This window comes from Paenibacillus sp. 7541, from assembly GCF_002276395.1.
GTDB classification, from domain to species: Bacteria; Bacillota; Bacilli; order Paenibacillales; family Paenibacillaceae; genus Paenibacillus_AQ; species Paenibacillus_AQ campinasensis.
Genome location: NZ_NQLZ01000026.1, coordinates 142777 through 160670 on the forward strand (window position 1 = coordinate 142777; position 17894 = coordinate 160670).

21 protein-coding genes and 1 pseudogene are annotated in these 17894 nt (G+C 52.9%); 21 read left to right on the forward strand and 1 reads right to left on the reverse strand.

Annotated features, from left to right (window positions below; all coding sequences use genetic code 11):
- Nucleotides 1-243 precede the first annotated feature (243 nt).
- The 20 genes and pseudogenes from uptA (at nucleotide 244) to CHH75_RS16745 (ending at nucleotide 15882) form a co-directional block, all read left to right on the forward strand.
- A complete protein-coding gene (gene uptA, locus CHH75_RS16645; protein WP_095398701.1) occupies nucleotides 244-852 on the forward strand; it encodes an undecaprenyl phosphate transporter UptA in 609 nt (202 codons plus the stop codon).
- 3 nt (nucleotides 853-855) lie between these two features.
- Nucleotides 856-1422 (forward strand): thioredoxin family protein, encoded by a 567-nt coding sequence (locus tag CHH75_RS16650; RefSeq protein ID WP_413773615.1) that lies wholly within the window; start codon nucleotides 856-858, stop codon nucleotides 1420-1422.
- Between the two features lie 2 nt (nucleotides 1423-1424).
- A pseudogene (locus CHH75_RS16655) lies at nucleotides 1425-2062 on the forward strand (MBL fold metallo-hydrolase).
- Nucleotides 2063-2308: 246 nt separating this feature from the next.
- Entirely contained in the window at nucleotides 2309-2515 is a 207-nt protein-coding gene (locus tag CHH75_RS16660; RefSeq protein ID WP_095266614.1) for a hypothetical protein, read from the forward strand.
- A gap of 613 nt (nucleotides 2516-3128) precedes the next feature.
- Nucleotides 3129-3674 (forward strand): RNA polymerase sigma factor SigY, encoded by a 546-nt coding sequence (gene sigY / locus CHH75_RS16670; RefSeq protein ID WP_095398713.1) that lies wholly within the window; start codon nucleotides 3129-3131, stop codon nucleotides 3672-3674.
- Nucleotides 3658-3999 carry a YxlC family protein gene (locus CHH75_RS16675; protein ID WP_095266616.1) on the forward strand — a complete coding sequence of 114 codons (342 nt, stop codon included), beginning with the start codon at nucleotides 3658-3660 and terminating at the stop codon, nucleotides 3997-3999. Before sigY ends, CHH75_RS16675 begins: the two co-directional genes overlap by 17 nt.
- Nucleotides 3992-4195, forward strand: coding sequence for a hypothetical protein (locus tag CHH75_RS16680; protein ID WP_095398703.1), 204 nt, complete (start codon nucleotides 3992-3994; stop codon nucleotides 4193-4195). The genes CHH75_RS16675 and CHH75_RS16680 overlap by 8 nt, the downstream gene beginning before the upstream one ends.
- Nucleotides 4196-4247: 52 nt before the next feature.
- Nucleotides 4248-4448, forward strand: a complete 201-nt coding sequence (locus tag CHH75_RS16685; protein WP_095266618.1) for a PLDc N-terminal domain-containing protein — start codon at nucleotides 4248-4250, stop codon at nucleotides 4446-4448.
- Entirely contained in the window at nucleotides 4445-5368 is a 924-nt protein-coding gene (locus CHH75_RS16690; RefSeq protein ID WP_095398704.1) for an ABC transporter ATP-binding protein, read from the forward strand. The genes CHH75_RS16685 and CHH75_RS16690 overlap by 4 nt, the downstream gene beginning before the upstream one ends.
- A complete protein-coding gene (locus CHH75_RS16695; RefSeq protein WP_095398705.1) occupies nucleotides 5365-6141 on the forward strand; it encodes an ABC transporter permease subunit in 777 nt (258 codons plus the stop codon). The genes CHH75_RS16690 and CHH75_RS16695 overlap by 4 nt, the downstream gene beginning before the upstream one ends.
- Nucleotides 6142-6238: 97 nt before the next feature.
- A complete protein-coding gene (locus tag CHH75_RS16700) occupies nucleotides 6239-6616 on the forward strand; it encodes an ATPase (protein ID WP_095266621.1) in 378 nt (125 codons plus the stop codon).
- A 188-nt stretch (nucleotides 6617-6804) separates the two neighbouring features.
- Entirely contained in the window at nucleotides 6805-7092 is a 288-nt protein-coding gene (gene gatC, locus CHH75_RS16705) for an Asp-tRNA(Asn)/Glu-tRNA(Gln) amidotransferase subunit GatC (protein ID WP_095266622.1), read from the forward strand.
- Nucleotides 7093-7110: 18 nt separating this feature from the next.
- A complete protein-coding gene (gatA, locus tag CHH75_RS16710; RefSeq protein WP_095398706.1) occupies nucleotides 7111-8568 on the forward strand; it encodes an Asp-tRNA(Asn)/Glu-tRNA(Gln) amidotransferase subunit GatA in 1458 nt (485 codons plus the stop codon).
- Between the two features lie 30 nt (nucleotides 8569-8598).
- The gene (gatB, locus tag CHH75_RS16715; RefSeq protein WP_095266624.1) at nucleotides 8599-10041 is read left to right on the forward strand and encodes an Asp-tRNA(Asn)/Glu-tRNA(Gln) amidotransferase subunit GatB; all 1443 of its coding nucleotides are present in this window, start codon (nucleotides 8599-8601) and stop codon (nucleotides 10039-10041) included.
- A gap of 102 nt (nucleotides 10042-10143) precedes the next feature.
- Nucleotides 10144-10614, forward strand: coding sequence for a GNAT family N-acetyltransferase (locus CHH75_RS16720; protein WP_095266625.1), 471 nt, complete (start codon nucleotides 10144-10146; stop codon nucleotides 10612-10614).
- 49 nt (nucleotides 10615-10663) lie between these two features.
- Nucleotides 10664-11377: an MgtC/SapB family protein gene (locus CHH75_RS16725; protein WP_095266626.1), complete on the forward strand. Its 714-nt coding sequence runs from the start codon at nucleotides 10664-10666 to the stop codon at nucleotides 11375-11377.
- Nucleotides 11378-11633: 256 nt separating this feature from the next.
- Nucleotides 11634-12242 carry a hypothetical protein gene (locus CHH75_RS16730; RefSeq protein WP_255223048.1) on the forward strand — a complete coding sequence of 203 codons (609 nt, stop codon included), beginning with the start codon at nucleotides 11634-11636 and terminating at the stop codon, nucleotides 12240-12242.
- A 16-nt stretch (nucleotides 12243-12258) separates the two neighbouring features.
- Nucleotides 12259-13578, forward strand: a complete 1320-nt coding sequence (locus CHH75_RS16735; RefSeq protein WP_095266627.1) for a DUF4097 family beta strand repeat-containing protein — start codon at nucleotides 12259-12261, stop codon at nucleotides 13576-13578.
- 100 nt (nucleotides 13579-13678) lie between these two features.
- On the forward strand, nucleotides 13679-14098 hold the full coding sequence (locus CHH75_RS16740; protein WP_095266628.1) for a Fur family transcriptional regulator: 420 nt from the start codon (nucleotides 13679-13681) through the stop codon (nucleotides 14096-14098).
- 122 nt (nucleotides 14099-14220) lie between these two features.
- Nucleotides 14221-15882: a glycosyl hydrolase family 18 protein gene (locus CHH75_RS16745; RefSeq protein ID WP_255223049.1), complete on the forward strand. Its 1662-nt coding sequence runs from the start codon at nucleotides 14221-14223 to the stop codon at nucleotides 15880-15882.
- A 208-nt stretch (nucleotides 15883-16090) separates the two neighbouring features.
- Here CHH75_RS16745 and CHH75_RS16750 read toward each other — a convergent pair whose 3' ends face one another.
- Complete coding sequence (locus CHH75_RS16750; RefSeq protein WP_095266630.1) at nucleotides 16091-16477, reverse strand: YgzB family protein; 387 nt, start codon at nucleotides 16475-16477, stop codon at nucleotides 16091-16093.
- A gap of 181 nt (nucleotides 16478-16658) precedes the next feature.
- On the opposite strand from CHH75_RS16750, the gene CHH75_RS16755 reads away from it, so the two are divergent.
- Nucleotides 16659-17534 (forward strand): nucleotidyltransferase-like protein, encoded by an 876-nt coding sequence (locus CHH75_RS16755; protein WP_095266631.1) that lies wholly within the window; start codon nucleotides 16659-16661, stop codon nucleotides 17532-17534.
- The last annotated feature ends 360 nt before the right edge of the window (nucleotides 17535-17894 follow it).

The following is a 17894-nucleotide window of genomic DNA, read 5'->3' on the forward strand; positions in this document are numbered from 1 at the left end:
ACTAGCAGATGGGCCTGTTGATTGGATTAAGGAGCGAGGTATTTGTTGATTCCGGATCTGGGGTATTGTAGCGGCGGGGGGAGTGGATCGAGTTCAGGTTCGAGGAAGGACTGACTTCCACGAGCCTCATAAGCGGCATATGGCGGCAGATAATTGCCGTGAGCGGCGTGCTAGAAGGCATGTCCGCGGGTATGTTAGAATAGGCTAGTAAAAGAAATCAGCGCACGAGGATGAGGTGAGGGCGTGGAGTTCTTTTACGAGTGGGTCGGACGGTTATTTGAATGGATTCAGGATCTTGGTTATTTCGGCATTATGCTTGGCTTGATGATGGAGGTCATACCAAGCGAAATCGTGCTCGCATACGGCGGGTACCTGGTTTCCGAGGGAGACATTCATTTTTTGGGGGCCATGATTTTTGGTACGGCGGGCGGTGTGCTGGCCCAGCTCTTTATTTATTGGATCGGACGTTACGGCGGTCGGCCGTTCCTCGAGAAATACGGAAAGTACATATTGATCCGGAAGCATCATATCGACTATGCCGAGGAATGGTTTAACAAGTACGGGACAGGGGTCATTTTCACGGCCCGTTTTGTGCCGATTGTGAGACATGCCATCTCCATTCCGGCAGGCATTTCGAAGATGAGTGTTGGCCGGTTCACGCTGCTCACGACGCTGGCGGTCATCCCTTGGACAGCTTTGTTTCTGTACCTGGGTTATGTGCTTGGCGATCAGTGGGAGCGAATTGACGAGGCAGCAGGTCCGTACATCCAGGAAATTTTACTCGTTGCCGTCGGAGTCATGATTGTTTATTTTATAGTGAAGTGGATGAAGTCTACGAAGGTGAGGTCATAGTTGATGAGTGTTAATGTTGCGCAGTATTTTGGCAAAGGGATATCCCCGAAGCAGTTCATGGACGGGATGGAGAAGAACCAGGACGTATTCCGAACGGCATTCGAGCAGTTTACGTGGGACAACCCGGAGGACCGGGCGTTTTTTGAGAGTCTTAATTTTCGCGATGATCTGCGGGTTCTGATTCTCGCGGCGGATTGGTGCGGGGATGTCGCCCGTAACGTGCCGGTGGTATTCCGGGTGATGGAGACAGCCGGAATCGAGCCGGAGGTGTTCATTCTGGAGCAGCATCTGGACTTCATGGACCAGTTCCTGACGATGGGCGGCCGCTCGGTTCCTGTCGTGATTGTGGCGGATACCGGCGGACATGTGCTGGGCAAATGGGGCCCGCGTCCGGCGCATGTGCAGAAATATATGGTTGAGTTCAAGCAGGAGAACCCGGATCGCGAAGCGCCGGATTATCAGGACAAGCTTGCCGCCACGCGCCAGAACATCCTCAAGGCATATGGGGAAGGGTACGAGGTTCATGCGGTCATTGTCAGAGAACTGCGTGAACTGATGTCGGGGTTCTGATCATGGCGCTGCATATTGAGACTTTTTCACTTGGGCCCTTGCAGACGAACGCATATTTGCTGACCGGGGAAGACAAGAACAAAGCGGTGATTATCGATCCTGGCATGAACCCGGGAGCGCTCGTTAAACGAGTTGCCGATTTGGAAGTGGAAGCGATTTTGCTGACACATGCGCATTTTGATCATATGGGCGGCGTGGATGAGATTCGCAAGCTTAAGGGCTGCCCGGTATATTTACACGGACTGGAAAGCGACTGGCTGACCGATCCGAAGCTGAACGGTTCCCTGATGTGGCCGCAGGCAAGCCCGCCGCTGTCCACCGAGCCGGCGGAGTATGAGCTGGCAGAGGGGATGGAGCTGGAGCTGGTCGGGCATCGCTTCAAGGTATATCATACGCCAGGGCATTCACCGGGAAGCGTCAGCTTTTTGTGCGGTACGGACTTGTTCTCCGGGATGTGCTGTTCCGTCTGGGCGTTGGCCGCACTGATCTTCCGGGCGGCCGGGAGCGGGATCTGTTCGATTCCATTCAGAACAAGCTGTATACGTTCCCGGACGAGGTGACGGTGTATCCTGGGCATGGTCCGCGCACGGCTATCGGCTATGAGAAGCAGCGCAATCCTTATGTCCCGGCCAACCGATAAAATTTTCCGACAAAAATCGCGAAACTATATAGACAAACATATACAAGATTGATACAATACGATTAATTAAATGTTACCTTTGCGAAGCACGCAGACTGAGGCTTAGATCCCGGTTTGCGTTCTTTTATTTTTCAGGGGCTTTTTATACATGCATACGTGCAGTACTAGCGTGTGTCCTGACTTCTTGGTGAGTATGCGATCGGCGTTTATGGCGTTTATGCATGGAACGGATGAGGAGGAGTCGCAGTGAGGAAAGATGAGTTATCATTTTGGGACAGCTGTGCAGCCAGAGGACAGGAAGATTCGCGGCAGGAGCAGGATAACCAGCAGTATGACAGGCAAGGGCTTGAACACCGCGGAGCGTCATCTGTTGTATGGGACCGGCTGGTGAAGGGAGAGGCCGTTGCCTGCCAGCCATGGCATGTGCGTCTGCAGTGGATAAGGCTTGAATAACAGGTGAGAGCGGCAAGGTTTCCGGTGCCTCTAAGCTCTTGGTGTCAGTATGAGTTTCGATGAACCGGGAGTTCCACCTGATCGCAGCAATGTCAGCAAGTTCATTTTTTGTACCAAACAGCCCTATATCAGCCTCTATATGTCAGCCCTCGTATGTAGCCCCCATTGCAATCCCCATTGTAATCCCTAATTGTAATCCCCATGGAAACCTCTGTGTGCAGCCTCCAAATACACGCGCTCCAATCCACTCCAATACCACATCCCGATCCAACCCAACAAAAGCCGCTATGCCCCGCCAATCCAAACCATCCCAGATCTTAAAGCCTGCCTTCCCGTGATTATGTCTAAGCCGCAGTCCTGCTCGCTCCATGTTTGCATATCTTTATCGCTTCGCTGTTCCTCATCCTTCCCCCCGATTATCATGATAGACAGCAAGTATCCCTTCGGTTCGACGAAGCAACACTAGGTTTAGGTTTCGTTCACTAAATAGTGCCTCCTATCGCGGGATTTGGTGCCTGATTTGGATTTCGTATATTTTTTTCACGGCCCGTTGAACGATTCCCGCATGCCGGACGTATTACGACCGAAGATGAAAGAAGGTGATGGTCTCGCCATGATCCTGGAAGAAGAGGACTGGATACGCAAAGCACAGCAAGGCGATACGAATGCAATGGGGGCGCTGTTTAAGCACCATTACAGCTTTCTATATAAGTATTTGCTAAAGATCACGATGAATCACAGTGTGGCAGAGGATACGGCCCAGGACACCGTGATTCGATGTATGGAGAACATAGCGCGGTACAACGGAACTTCATCCTTTTCCTCTTGGATGATCACCATAGCAACGAGGCTATATATTGACCGGACCCGAAGGAATAAGCGGGAGACGAAGTGGCTGGAGAATGAGCAGCGGCGATCGGTCACACAGCTGCGCTGGCAAATGGAGCGGCAGGGAGAGCAGTGGACCGATTTGCTGGACGGGCTGGCTCAATTATCCGACGAGCATCGCATCGCGATTCTGCTGAAGCATTACTACGGATACAGCTATGAGGAAATCGGGAGCATGCTCGGTATTCCGGCTGGCACGGTGAAATCGCGGACTGCGTATGGCATCAAACATTTGCGAAAGGAGCTGAACGCACATGACGAACAGACCTGATCATGGGGATGAACAATGGCCGGAGGAATGGACTCGGGATCTTCAGCGCTTGGACCAGGCGCTGGGCGAGGGCCGCTCTCCTTCTGTTGAGGAGTTTCAAATGCTTGCAGCACACACACAGCGTCGCCAGCGGCGGCGGATGAAATATGAGCTGATGCTCTTCGTGCTGACGGCGCTGCTCATTGTAGGCGGTATATTAATGGCCGCACTGGCTGTGCCAGCGGTGCTGATCCTGATTCATGTCATCGGAATGCTGGCTGGTGTAACGGTGCTGGCGAGCTCCAAGGAACTGAGAACCGCAGGGAAGAAGGGGTTCCATGAATGATATAAGCACACAGCCGGTTTGGCTGGTCGTCCTGTTAATATTGCTTGTTCTGACTCAAGGCATCCTCCTGTTTCTGGATGCTCGCAGAAAGGGGCTGGGCAAGTGGGCTTGGTTTTGGGGGATATGGGGCTCAACCACGCTTCCTTTGCCGTCGCTCCTATACTGGCTGCTGGTCATTCGGCATCGTCGCCGCTGAAGGGCGAAGTGGATGGCAGCAGGTTAATTCCTAGGGGAAGAGGGGATTCGGAATGAATTTTGAGATCAATTGGGGCATCGTATGGCCGATTCTGGCTTTGCAAGCGGTGCTTGCGGTGACGGCGCTGATCTCGCTGGCGAGGACAGCGACTGAAGCGGTGCGCGGACCGAAATGGATGTGGGTGTTGGTCATTATCGCAGGGAATCTTGCAGGCAGCATCGCTTATTTCGTTGGCGGGAGGCGGGATGCATGACCAACTCCTTGCTGTATATTCGTAATCTGTCCAAAAGCATCGGCAGCATCACTCCCGTGAAGGGCATTTCATTCGAGCTTGAGCGCGGCAGCTGCACCGCTCTGCTGGGTCCCAATGGCGCAGGCAAGACAACCACGCTGCGCATGCTGGCCGGACTTCTGTCGCCGAGCGGGGGCGAAATTCAATATGAGGACGGCGGCAAATCGGGCCGCGACTGGCAGAAGCGGATCGGTTATCTTCCGCAATACCCGAAGTTTTACGGGTGGATGACCGGAATGGAGTATTTGATCTTCAGCGCGAAGCTGTCAGGATTGAGTGGTGCACAGGCGAGGAAGCGCAGTCTGGAGGTGCTGGATACCGTCGGGCTACGGGAAGCAGCCAAACGCCGGATTGCAGGTTACTCCGGCGGGATGAAGCAGCGGCTTGGTATCGCGCAGTCGCTCGTACACGAGCCATCGCTGATCATGCTGGATGAGCCGGTGTCTGCGCTTGATCCGATCGGCCGCCGCGAGGTGATGGATCTGCTGTCCCGCCTTCGGGGAGAGGTGACGATTCTGTTCTCTACCCATGTGCTTCATGATGCGGAGGAAGTGTGTGACCGGATGGTAGTGATGGTGGAGGGGCGGATTGCCGAGCAGGGCAGTTGGACTGAGCTGCGGGAGAAATATCGTCAGCCTGTGCTGCTGCTTGAGGTGGAGCCGGGAGCACGCGAGGAGGCGTGGCTTCGCACGCTGCCGGGGATACCCTTCGTGGAGTCAGCGGACATCCGGAGCCGGACCGCAGCGTTGGCCGTTCGTGATCTGGATCAGGCGAGAGATGCGTTGATGCGCGAGCTGTCCGATAGCCGGATTCGGTTTCAGCGCATCGAAGCCGGCACGTCCTCTCTGGAGGATATGTTCATGAAGGTGGTGGGGGGATGAGATTGTTCTGGGTGTTTTTCCATAAAGAAGTAATCGAAGCGGCCCGTTCGTACAAATGGATCTGGGTACCGGCTGTATTTCTGCTGCTAGGAGTGATGCAGCCGGTCATGATGTATTACTTGCCTGATATTCTGCGCGCCTCCGGCGAGCTTCCGCCAGAGGCCGCAGCGCTAATCACGACCCCGCCGCCCGAGGAGATTATCGCTTCCACGCTCAGCCAGTTCAGTACGATCGGGCTGCTGGTGCTCGTATTGTCTGCGATGAACATCGTCGCAGGGGAACGAACATCCGGTACGACAGAGATGATATTGTCGCGTTCGTCTTCGGTTCTGACCATGATGACAGCGAAGTGGGCCGCGATGATGAGCTTGCTGCTGCTGTCCTTTGCACTTGGTTATGCCGGGGCGGTCTATTATACGTATCAGCTGATCGGACCGCTGGAGTGGGGGACGCTAGCAGGTGCCGGCGCGGTATATGCCGTGTGGCTGGCCTGGATCGTGACGCTGCTGCTCCCGCTTGGCGCTGTGCTTCGCGGTCCAGCCGCGGCGTTCCTGTCGCTTGGCATCGCGGCGGCGCTTACGCTGCTCGCTTCCTTGCTGCCTTCGCAGCTGCCATGGAGCCCGGGGAGGCTGAGCGCAATCGCAACAGCCATATTAACAGGCGAGAGCAGCCCTACATTTGCACCTGCTCTGGCGGCAGTGCTGCTGATCATCTTGTCCACCGTCGCGGCAAGCGTGCTGTTAAGACGTCGTCCATTGTCTGCACAGGCCTAACATGCCCGGGATGGATGGATTTCCTTTTGAGCATAGACATCTCTATCTTTTTTTAGTAGACTATAGAGATAAGGATAGACAACTCAGGAGGTAGACGATGCTGCGTTTAGGGGAAAAGATCACAATCGTCGCGGACGCCTTTGAGCAAAATCTTCCAATCGGTCAATACGGATATTTGATCGCTTATGACCGAAATCCGGACAATGCGTTTGATTACGTTATTCGGATTCCGAATCTCAACCGTAATTTCTTTGTTCCGGCAAGCGATGTGGAGCTGGAATCAGTCGTGTTGAAGCAGGAAGCCGAGCGGATCGAGCGGGAAGCGCTCATCGATTTCGCCCTGTCGACATATAATGAGAAGCTGTTTCATCAGGTGATGAACGGCGACAAGCAAAGTGAAGAAGAGGAAGAGTCGAAGGAACAGATGTCCCAAGCGGACTTTATCAAACAAGTGAATCTTCGTGCTTGGATTTAGCAGAGTCGGCCTTGGCCGACTCTTTTTTGTAGAGACGGGAGCTGCAGGGAGCTGCAAGCCTTATGAAGCCCGCGAAGCGGGCGGGCGCTTCGGATTGAATTGTCCACCCTTCTACAATATAATGAGGAAAGTTATCGAGAGACTTTGCCCCTGCACAGGAAAAGGGCATTAAAGGAGGAAGTAAAGCGATGAGCATTACTGCCAAGGATGTTCAGCATGTCGCCAAGCTGGCCCGTCTGAACTTGACGCCGGAGGAAGAAGAGATGTTTACCGGCCAACTGAACGCGATTTTACAATATGCCGAGAAGCTCAATGAGCTGGATACGGAAGGTGTCGAGCCAACGACGCATGTCCTTCACCTGAACAATGTGATGAGAGATGACGAGGTTCGTGAAAGTCTGCCGATTGAGAAGGTGCTGCTGAATGCGCCTGACGAAGAAGACGACCAATTCAAAGTTCCGGCTGTACTGGAATAGACAGAGGGGGGAAGACACTTGAGCCTGTTTGATTACAAGTTAACGGAGATACATAACAAGCTCCACAATAAAGAGCTGTCCGTTTCGGAGCTGGTGGATCAATCATTTGCCAGCATTCACGAGCGCGAGGAGAAGGTGCGGGCGTTCATCACGCTGGATGAGGAAGGCGCACGCGCTGTGGCCAAACGTCTGGACGAGAAGCTGACCGCCGGGCAGACGCGCGGACTTCTGTTTGGACTTCCGACCGGTATCAAGGACAATATTGTGACTGAAGGGCTTCGCACAACTTGCGCCAGCCAGTTTCTGTCCAACTTCACGCCTGTATACGACGCGACGGTTGTGCACAAATTGCGTGAGGCTGATTCGGTGACGATCGGTAAGCTGAACATGGATGAATTCGCCATGGGCGGCTCGAATGAAAATTCCAGCTTCTATCCGGTCCGCAACCCTTGGGATCTAGAGCGCGTTCCGGGAGGCTCCAGCGGGGGCTCGGCTGCGGCGGTTGCTGCAGGAGAGGCCTACTTCACGCTGGGCTCGGACACGGGCGGTTCCATTCGCCAGCCGGCTTCCTACTGCGGCGTTGTCGGACTGAAGCCGACATACGGGCTTGTGTCCCGCTTCGGGCTGGTGGCCTTTGCTTCGTCGCTGGATCAGATCGGACCGCTTACGAAGAATGTAGAGGACTCCGCTTACGTTCTTCAGGCCATTGCCGGTTATGACCAGATGGACTCCACCTCGGCCAAAGTCGATGTGCCGGATTATGTCAGCGCATTGACCGGGGATGTGTCGGGTCTGCGCATTGCGGTGCCGAAGGAATATTTGGGCGAGGGCGTTGCGCCGGAAGTGCGGGAGACTGTATTGAACGCCTTGAAGGTGCTTGAGAGCCTGGGCGCAGTCTGGGAAGAGGTGTCCCTGCCGCATACTGAATATGCGGTGGCCACTTACTATCTGCTCGCTTCTTCGGAGGCGTCCTCGAACCTGGCCCGCTTTGACGGGGTGCGTTATGGCGTGCGTGCGGATAACGCGGGCAGCCTGATTGATCTGTACCATGAGTCGCGGAGCAAGGGCTTTGGCGATGAGGTGAAGCGGCGGATTATGCTGGGCACATATGCGCTCAGCTCGGGATATTATGACGCTTATTATTTGAAGGCGCAGAAGGCGCGCACGCTGATCAAGCAGGATTTTGACAAGGTGTTTGAGCAGTATGATGTCATTATCGGACCGACCGCGCCAACGACCGCATTCAAGCTCGGTTCCCAGGTAGATGATCCGCTTACGATGTACTTGAATGATATATTGACGATTCCGGTCAGCCTGGCCGGAGTGCCGGCGATCAGCGTGCCATGCGGGTTTGCCGAAGGTCTTCCGGTAGGCATGCAGGTGATCGGAAAAGCCTTTGACGAGTCGACGGTACTGCGCGTGGCGCATGCGTTCGAGCAGCATACTGAACATCATAAACGGCGCCCGGAGCTGTAACACGGCGGCAGAGAAGGAGGGAAACGAAATATGTCTACATCAAAATATGAAACGGTCATCGGTTTGGAAGTGCATGTTGAGCTTCATACCAACTCGAAAATATTTTGCGGCTGCTCCACCTCGTTCGGCGCGCCGCCGAATACACATACATGTCCTATCTGTCTCGGGCATCCGGGCGTGCTTCCGGTGCTCAACCGCCAGGCGGTTGAGTATGCCATGAAAGCGGCAATGGCGCTGAACTGCACCATTGGAGACGTGAGCAAATTCGACCGCAAAAACTATTTTTACCCGGATTCTCCTAAAGCATATCAGATTTCACAGTACGATCAGCCTATCGGGCTGAACGGCTGGATTGATATCGAAGTGGATGGCAAAACGAAGCGCATCGGCATTACACGTCTGCATCTGGAAGAAGATGCCGGCAAGCTGACGCATGTGGACGGAGGATATGCGTCTCTCGTGGACTTTAACCGTGTCGGCACGCCTCTGATCGAAATCGTCTCCGAGCCGGAAATTTCCTCCCCAGAGGAAGCCAAGGCGTATCTGGAGAAGATGCGTGCCATCATGCAGTATTGCGAAGTGTCCGATGTGAAGATGGAGGAAGGCTCGCTGCGCTGCGATGCCAACATCAGCCTTCGCCCTTGGGGACAGAAGGAATTCGGCACGAAGGCCGAGCTGAAGAATATGAACTCCTTCCGCGGTGTGCAGCGCGGACTGGAGTATGAGCAATACCGCCAGGCTGAGGTTCTGGACGAAGGTGGCGTCATTGTCCAGGAGACCCGCCGCTGGGACGAGGCGCAGGGCAAAACGTTCTCGATGCGCGGCAAGGAAGAGGCGCATGACTACCGTTATTTCCCGGACCCGGATCTGGTGACGGTTCATATCAGCGAAGAATGGAAGGAAGCGGTCCGGGCAACAATCCCCGAGCTTCCGGATGCCCGCAAGGCCCGGTACACCTCCGAATACGGCTTGCCGGAGTATGATGCCGGCGTGATCACCTCTTCGAAGGTGCTGGCAGACTTCTTCGAGGACAGCTTGAACTATACGAAGGATGCCAAGGCGGTAGCCAACTGGATTATGGGAGATTTGCTTGGATATCTGAACTCCAACAATCTGGAACTGTCTGATGTGAAGATCACCGGTCAAGGACTTGGCGAAATGATCGGCCTGATTGAGAAGGGCACGATCAGCAGTAAAATCGCCAAGACCGTCTTCAAGGAAATGCTGGAAAGCGGCAAGAATCCGCAGCAAATTGTAGAGGAAAAAGGTCTTGTGCAGATCAGTGACGAAGGTGCGATCAAGAGCATCGTCGAGCAGGTTGTGGCGAACAACCCGCAGTCTGTGGAGGACTACAAGGCCGGCAAACAGAAAGCGATCGGCTTCCTTGTCGGACAAGTGATGAAAGAGAGCAAAGGGAAGGCGAATCCGGCGCTTGTCAATAAGCTGTTGGTTGAAGTGCTGAACGGTGAATAGCCCGTTGTGACCCTGAACCGGTTTGCCTTTAGAGGAAAGGGACTTGCCCGTGATGGGCAGGTTCCTTTTTTAATCGAAACGCTTGAATGGAGGTGGATTAACATGATCACGATGTTGACGCTCGGTGATGACGGAACCGTGCAGCAGATTTGGAGCCTTCAGCATATGGCCTACCCGATTGAGGCGAAGCTGATTGGATTCTCGGAGATTCCTCCGCTGATGGATACCTTTGATACGATACGGAGCAGCGGGGAAACCTTCTATGGTTACATGGATGAAGAGGGGGATCTGCTCGGTGCTATAGCCGTTGAACCGGGAGAGGATCAGGTCACGATATCGCGTATGATGGTGCATCCCGGTCATTTTCGCAAAGGGATTGCCGCTTCGCTAATCGAGCATGTGTTGGACACTTATAGAGAAACACCATTGTTTATCGTGGCGACGGGCACGCGCAATTCACCGGCGGTGGCGCTGTATGAGAAGTTCGGTTTTGTTAGGGATCATGCGTTTGAAGTCGCTCCCGGGGTGGAGTTGACTGAATTCCACCTGAAGCCTGACCGATATAGAGGTTAGTTTAGGTCTTTGGGTCAGGTTGGTTCATAGACGGGGAGGCGATGAGTGATTGAGCAATCCTTGGGTGATTGATAATGTCCATATTTTATTGCGGCTGCTGCTGGCTATGCTGCTTGGAGGGCTGATCGGCTTTGAGCGGGAGCGTACGAATCATGCCGCAGGCCTTCGGACGCATATTCTGGTCTGCCTGGGTTCGGCACTGATCATGCTGCTGTCCGTGTACGGTTTTTCGGATTTTGTAAGAGAGTTTAATGTACGAATTGATCCGGCCCGTCTGGCGACGGCCGTGATTACGGGCATCGGCTTTCTCGGTGCGGGGACAATTCTGTTCACGGGGAAATCGATTACGGGTTTGACGACAGCGGCTTCGATCTGGGTCGTTGGTGCGGTCGGATTGGCTGTTGGGGCAGGGTTTTATTTTGCAGCCATTGTGTCTACGCTGCTGATTCTGCTGAATCTGGTTGTCTTTAATAAGCTGGAACAACGGTATATTCGCGGGAGTAAAATGCATCTGATTACGCTATATGCAGCCAATTCGCCGGGCTTGCTGGATCATCTGTCAGCGCTGCTGAAGGAAGAGGGCTGTGCCATTTCCAAGCTGGTCGTGAATGAGCGAAGCTCTGTTCCCTATGGCGAGCCTCAGCCGGCGGTGCCGGGGGTGGAAATAATGGTGCATGTTCTTACAGATCGAAAGTTCGATCCTGTGAACATCACCCGCCAGATTCAGGGGCTGGGACAGGTATCCATGGTGTCGGTTGAATAACTCGGCATCATGAAATAGGTTCCTCAGGTTGTGCCGGATCATTCATCCGCACAGCCTTTTTGTTTGTTCTGTTTTGCGGGATTCGCTATTCCTGCATTCTATGGTAGGAGGAGGATCATCCAGTTTTTTGCCAGTTACTTTGACCAGAGGTTAGGGTACTATCAAAGAAAACGAAGCTTTTTACAGCACACGGCAACCAGCCATTGATGATACTAAATTCTCTGAAATCCTTTGTACGGTGAAAGGGGGAGGAGCGATGAGCAACCCGCAGCCAGAACAGCGTGCGAGAGCGGGCCAGAGCTTGCTTGGAAGTTCGGGAGCCAGACGCTCTCTTGGACTGCGGCGGCGCAAGCGTAAATTATACGCACTGTTGTTATCGGCGATTCTGCCAGGCCTGGGTCATCTATATCTGGGCCTGTATCGAAAAGGCATTACCTTTATTATGCTGCTGCTGCTTGATATTTCTGCGCTGTTATATTTTTCGTCCATCGGTATGCAGATCAATGTACCGCTGCTGATTTTACTGGGACTGCTGATTCCTGTGGGTTATTTCTATAATGTCTATGACGCGCTGCAGGCGGCTGAATATATGTTATCCCGCCGCAAGCGCGAAGAGGTCGAGTTCAGTCAGACGCCTGGCAAGGGGAGCAAGAATCCTTTTCATGGCGAGCAGGGAGCGGCTTTCGGGTTATTGCTGGTCGTCTCGGGCGTGCTCCTGATCCTGTTTCACCAGAAACCGGTGTGGCTTCAGACTGGTATCAGGGATTATGGAGCGGTCATTGCCGCTGTTGTTCTGATTCTGATCGGCGTCGGGGCATTTATACGTGAGCTCCTGCGAACCTCTAAACGGGAGCCAAAAATATAACAGGGAGAGGAGTCCTTTGAAGCATAAAATTAGAGTTGGACGCTACACGGCTGCTCTCCTGCTTATCAGTACAGGAGCTCTGCTCCTTATTGATGAATGGGGCGGCACGGATGCGATTTTTCTTCTTCTGAAATGGTGGCCGCTGCTTCTGGTCCTATGGGGCGTGGAATATTTGCTTCGCTACATGTTCTCTAAGCGGAGGGGAGAGCGCAAAGATTTCAGGTTTCGGCCGGATATTCGCGGGATTACGCTTGCGGTGCTCGTTTCGGCCTCCGTCTTTGTTGTGTCCCAGCATGACCATTTCCTGTATTTGTGGAACAGGGTAAGTTTGAATCTAACCGTGGCTGCCGTTGATTATAGTGAAGCCGCGGATAACCGGTTTGAAAAGCCGCCCCTTTACCTGCCAGTCACGGAGGATACAACCAAAATGGTGGTTGACCATGTGAATGGCGATATATCGATCCATCGCGAGGATGTGGATGATGTCATTGTAGAGACGGAAGTATGGGTGGATCGGGAAGAGCCAGGCATGGCCGAGCTGATTAACGAACAGTCCACGATGGAGGCAGACGCGGGCAACACGCTGGTCATTCGCTCGCAGGGCAAACCATACGGACAATCGGGCAAAAGGCAGCCGCGCATGAATGTAACCATCACCGTGCCGGAAGAGCGGCGTATGGATATGGAGATCCGGACGATGAACGGAGCGGTCGCCATGACGGATGTGCAGGCGAATGAGTACGTTACGGTTGAGAGCGGGAACGGGCCGATCTATCTTGAAAATATCGGCGGGAACGTAACCGGACAAACCTTGAACGGGGCGGTGACCGTCCGGGGTGTACTCGGTGATGTCAAACTGTCCACAAACCGGGGAGATATGACGGCTGTTGATATATTCGGAGCCGTTCAGCTGACAACTCAGGTCGGCCACATGATTGTCAAAAGAACAACCGACGATATTCAAGTGAATACCCGCAATGGCAATATTGTTGTGAGCGGCGTCCGTGCGGACCTGAACGCCGAGTCGCTCAATGGCGGGATTGTGATTCGCTCCTCGACGGTCGGTGGAGACTGGAATGTGTACAGCGCGGTTGGTGAGCTGAACCTTCACATACCGCTTGGCGCTGATTACAAGCTCGATGGTGTGATCAGCTATGGAGAGATCCGGACGACTCTTCCAAATCTGAGCATCGAGCAAAAAACAATTACCGGTGAATCGGGAACAGGCGAGCATGTGATTCATATTGAGGGCAATAGCAGTCTGAATGTCTATCGCAGTTTTCCGGATGCGCTGGAGAAGCCGGAAACGGGCGGACAGGTCCCCCATCCGCATTGACAAGGAAGCAGGCAGACGGGTCCTCCACCTGCATTGACAAATTTCTGAAGGAAGTTTTACAATGGAATGCAAAGAGTTAACATGAAGGCGGTGGGCAACCATGGCAACGTCCGTACAGCATGCGCTGGAGCAACTAAAAACGACCGGTGTCCGTATAACGCCGCAACGTCATGCGATTTTATCTTACTTAATAGAATCGATGGGGCACCCGACAGCCGATGAAATCTATCGGGCTCTGGAACCCAAATTCCCAAGTATGAGCGTAGCTACTGTGTACAACAATTTGAAAATGTTCATTGAAGCTGGAATGGTGCGGGAACTGACCTATGGCGATAATTCCAGTCGCTTTGACGCCAATGTATCGGAGCACTATCATGTGATCTGCGAACAGTGCGGCAAAATTGAGGATTTCAGCTATTCTTCGCTGGAAGATGTGCAGCGTCAGGCTGAAAAAAGCACGGGGTTTGAAATCAAAGGCTTGAGGATGGAGTTATACGGGTTATGCAAATCCTGCAAATAGATACCGGTTATACAGTAAAAAAACGTGCGGAATGACATTCCACACGTTTTTTTATTTTCACAGCTGGTGCAATGGGGGGAATTCGTTTGGCACGAAGGAAGCGACGTCGCGGAAGAGGTTTTATGAACATCGTAGTCATTATACTTGCTGTATTAATCGGGTGGACGGTATCAGAAAGGTTGCCAAACCGCACCCATATAACCCCTGACTGGAAGGGGATGGAGAAGCCGATTTTTGTGCAGGGGGAGATGATGTCCCATGCGGCGCTAGGAGAGGGTGAAGCGTTGAAGCTTCCTCTGCCTGCCGTGCAGGAGGCGGTTGATCCGCATATCTGGTATGAGGAGGAGACAGCTTCGGTTATCATTACGACGCCCGACCATGTTATGCGAATGGGGGCGGAGCGTGAGGATGCGGAACTGGACGGGAAGGCGTTGACCCTGAAACACGCCCCGGAAGTGATCGAGGGAACGCCGTATATTCCTGTGGAGCCGCTGCAGCAGTATCTCGGTATTGCGGTCCATGAGGACAGAAGCACGGGCGCCGTCATTTTAATGCGGGCAGGGGATTCGATTCAGCTGGCAGAAGCAGCTCCGGCGAAGCGCGACGGAACGATCGCGGTCAGGGAATCAGGCTCTCACAAAGCGCCGATTGTACTGGATATGAAAGCCGGAGAGCGGCTCAGGGTTTGGAGAGAAGAGGGGGAATGGTTCTACGTTCAGGCGGATAACGGTTATACCGGCTACGTGAAGCAGGATCAGGTCGAGCTGGGCGGCGTTAAAGATATCCCTGTTCAGGCCTTCACTCCTTCAAGGGCGGAGCTGGAGTGGAAGGACAAGCAGGTCAATCTGGTATGGGAGGCGGTGTACAGCCGCAATCCGAACACTGCAGACATCGGCCCGATGCCCGGTGTGAATGTGGTCAGCCCGACATGGTTCAGCATAACGAGCGGTACCGGTGAGGTGAAATCCAAAGCGGCTCCGGCTTATGTTGCATGGGCCCACCAGAGGGGATATGAAGTGTGGGGCTTGCTGGATAACAGCTTTGATCCGGATCTGACCACCGAGGCGCTATCGTCGTATAACCGCAGGTCCCATATCATTCAGCAGATGATAGCTTATGCGAAGCAGTACAGGCTGGATGGAATCAATATTGATTTTGAAAATGTGTATACAGCCGACAAGGATCATGTTGTTCAATTCGTGCGGGAGTTCAGACCTTATGCCAAAGCCAACGGACTCATTCTATCGATTGATGTTACTCCGAAGTCCAACAGCGAGATGTGGTCGGTGTTCCTGGATCGCAGTCGTCTGGGGGAGGCTGTCGATTATATGATGGTCATGGCATATGATGAACACTGGGCCTCCAGCCCTCGGGCCGGATCGGTAGCGTCACTACCCTGGACGGAAGTTTCAGTCCGGCGCATTATAGAGGAGGATGGCGTGCCGCCGTCGAAGCTGGTGCTTGGCATTCCACTGTATACGAGGGTATGGACCGAGACGGGCGGAGATGAGCCGAAAGTATCGTCCAGTGCCGTCGGTATGCGGCGAGCGCAGGAAATTGTGAAGGAGCAGAAGCTGGAGGGTGTTCTGGACGAACGTGCAGGTCAGAATTATGTGGAGTACAAGGACGGGGATGACACGATGAGAATATGGCTTGAGGATGAGCTGTCCCTTCAGTCGCGTGTTGATCTCGCTCAAAGGCTGGAACTCGGTGGCATTGCTACCTGGAACCGAAGCTTTGCCCTGCCGGAGGCATGGGATGTTCTGAAGTCGGTTCATGAGTAAACGCCCTAACGTGGTATTTATCCAATTTCTTATATTGTTGTGAAAAAAGGACCCGGCACTGTGGGAAGTGCCGGGTCCTTGCTGTGTGATTAAAGCGGATCAGGTGCTTATGTTCACAGTTTGTCACTGTGACGGCTGAAGGCGGAGAAAACATCTCCACGGAGTCGATCGCACTTCCGCCCGTCGTCCTGACAGGGTACACGAGAGATTAAGTGTGAGTCGTTGTGGAATCTGAATGATTGTCAGCGGAGCGAAGCTCCTCGGCTGTCACATTTGCCTGGGATGGATCCAGTGTCAGAATGGTATGACAGAACATGCAGCGGTCGGTTTTACCCAGCATCTTGGTCAGTTTGTCGCATTCGGGACATTGGATTTGCACGGCGGTCGTCGAGAGCATGCCTGCCCAAAAGTAAACGCCTAAACTACCCATCATGAAGATAAGGCCAATAACAAGTCCGATGCCGGCAAATATTTTGCCAGCTTGTCCCCAAAAGACGATGCCGGCCGTTCCCAGAACCATGAGTCCCATGCCCAGCATGGTCAGCAGCAAGCCCCAAGTGCGGAAAGCGTTGATTTTAGCATTTTTAAAGATCATCGGTAAGAAGCTCCTGTCACTCGATTTTTTGGTATAATTGAAAGCCCTTCCTGAGCTCAGCGAACATGAGTGAGGGAAGCGATGTTTTCTTCCCGTTACGAAGAAGGAACTTACATTGACATGTAGAATTATATTATAACTGAATTGGCGAAAATTCGCCAAGGACCGTATGGAGGGAAACGTGGAATTAACCAACTTTTCTTTATACTATGGAAATTCGGTTGATAAGGATGCAATCGGAGCGATAGCCTACCGCAACAAAGATCAAGCTGTGTACGGATCGATCATCGATGATTTTCAGACGAACATTGTTGTTGTGTATGAGGGTGAAGTGGATGAGCCTTATATTCAGCATTTCATGGTAAGAGGCGAGCACTGTCAGATCATGAACGTTGCCATGGAAGATTTCCGGAAGGAACTTCTGAACGGAACGCATAAAGTATTGTTAAAATGTCTGCTTGAAGGGGATATTATCAAGGACAGCGATGACCGCCTATACAGCATGCGGCGAGATTTTTTAACGTTTGAAGAACCGATCCGGGAGCGAAAGCTGTTTATAGGGTACGCGAATTTTCTGCAAAAATATGTGGATGCCAAAATGCTGATGAAGGAAGAGCGCCTGCTTGATGCATATTTCTGCACATTGGAAGGGCTGCATCATTGGGCGGAGCTTGAACTGCTTGAAAGAGGGATTCATCCGAACACTGCCGTCTGGGATCAGGTCACGGGGCTGAACACTCCTGTCCGCAAACTGTACGAGGAATTGACGGCCAGTAACGAGACGCTGGGACAACGGATTGAGCTGGTGCTTCTGGCGTGTGATTTCTCGATGGTATCCAAATTGGAGCACTGCGCCGCGCCTTTGTTAAGGCTGCTTCGAAGCAGGCGAAGCCCCTGGACGATGCAGGAGCTGATGCTTCATCCTGAGCTGGAAGCGCTGAGGTCTGTGATGCCGATTGTGCTGCGGCAACTGATTTATCGGTCGATTGTGAAGGAAGCGGCGGTTTGGAAGGAAGCACGCGCGTATCATGAGCCTGTTCGTTATTATGCCGAATAAAGGAGAGGAGCTGAGGTTCTTCTTCTTTTTTCGGCTCTGGACAGCTCTCAACATTCGACGTATGGTGTTAATGAGTTGTTAGGTTACGTGAGGAAAATATTTAAGCAAGAGTGTTGACGAGGCGCTGAATTTTGTGATAAATTATAACTCGCCCCTTTCGAAAGGGACCTAAACATTGGAATCAAGATCATGTCGAAACATGAAATTATCTAAAAAAAGTTCTTGACGAAAAGATGGGCGATATGATATATTATAAAAGTCGCCGCTGAAATGCAGCGCAGACGACTTTGAATGAAGTTGATCTTTGAAAACTGAACAACGAGTGGGTAAAACGAACCGCTTCGGCGGGGGGTTATGAAT

Bases quoted from the DNA above. Each gene is read 5' to 3' on its own strand.
- CHH75_RS16650 (WP_413773615.1), top strand. From the start codon at position 856: ATGAGTGTTAATGTTGCGCAGTATTTTGGCAAAGGGATATCCCCGAAG.
- sigY (WP_095398713.1), top strand. From the start codon at position 3,129: ATGATCCTGGAAGAAGAGGACTGGATACGCAAAGCACAGCAAGGCGAT.
- CHH75_RS16675 (WP_095266616.1), top strand. From the start codon at position 3,658: ATGACGAACAGACCTGATCATGGGGATGAACAATGGCCGGAGGAATGG.
- CHH75_RS16680 (WP_095398703.1), top strand. From the start codon at position 3,992: ATGAATGATATAAGCACACAGCCGGTTTGGCTGGTCGTCCTGTTAATA.
- CHH75_RS16685 (WP_095266618.1), top strand. From the start codon at position 4,248: ATGAATTTTGAGATCAATTGGGGCATCGTATGGCCGATTCTGGCTTTG.
- CHH75_RS16690 (WP_095398704.1), top strand. From the start codon at position 4,445: ATGACCAACTCCTTGCTGTATATTCGTAATCTGTCCAAAAGCATCGGC.
- CHH75_RS16695 (WP_095398705.1), top strand. From the start codon at position 5,365: ATGAGATTGTTCTGGGTGTTTTTCCATAAAGAAGTAATCGAAGCGGCC.
- CHH75_RS16700 (WP_095266621.1), top strand. From the start codon at position 6,239: ATGCTGCGTTTAGGGGAAAAGATCACAATCGTCGCGGACGCCTTTGAG.
- gatC (WP_095266622.1), top strand. From the start codon at position 6,805: ATGAGCATTACTGCCAAGGATGTTCAGCATGTCGCCAAGCTGGCCCGT.
- gatB (WP_095266624.1), top strand. From the start codon at position 8,599: ATGTCTACATCAAAATATGAAACGGTCATCGGTTTGGAAGTGCATGTT.
- CHH75_RS16720 (WP_095266625.1), top strand. From the start codon at position 10,144: ATGATCACGATGTTGACGCTCGGTGATGACGGAACCGTGCAGCAGATT.
- CHH75_RS16730 (WP_255223048.1), top strand. From the start codon at position 11,634: ATGAGCAACCCGCAGCCAGAACAGCGTGCGAGAGCGGGCCAGAGCTTG.
- CHH75_RS16740 (WP_095266628.1), top strand. From the start codon at position 13,679: ATGGCAACGTCCGTACAGCATGCGCTGGAGCAACTAAAAACGACCGGT.
- CHH75_RS16745 (WP_255223049.1), top strand. From the start codon at position 14,221: ATGAACATCGTAGTCATTATACTTGCTGTATTAATCGGGTGGACGGTA.
- CHH75_RS16750 (WP_095266630.1), bottom strand. From the start codon at position 16,477: ATGATCTTTAAAAATGCTAAAATCAACGCTTTCCGCACTTGGGGCTTG.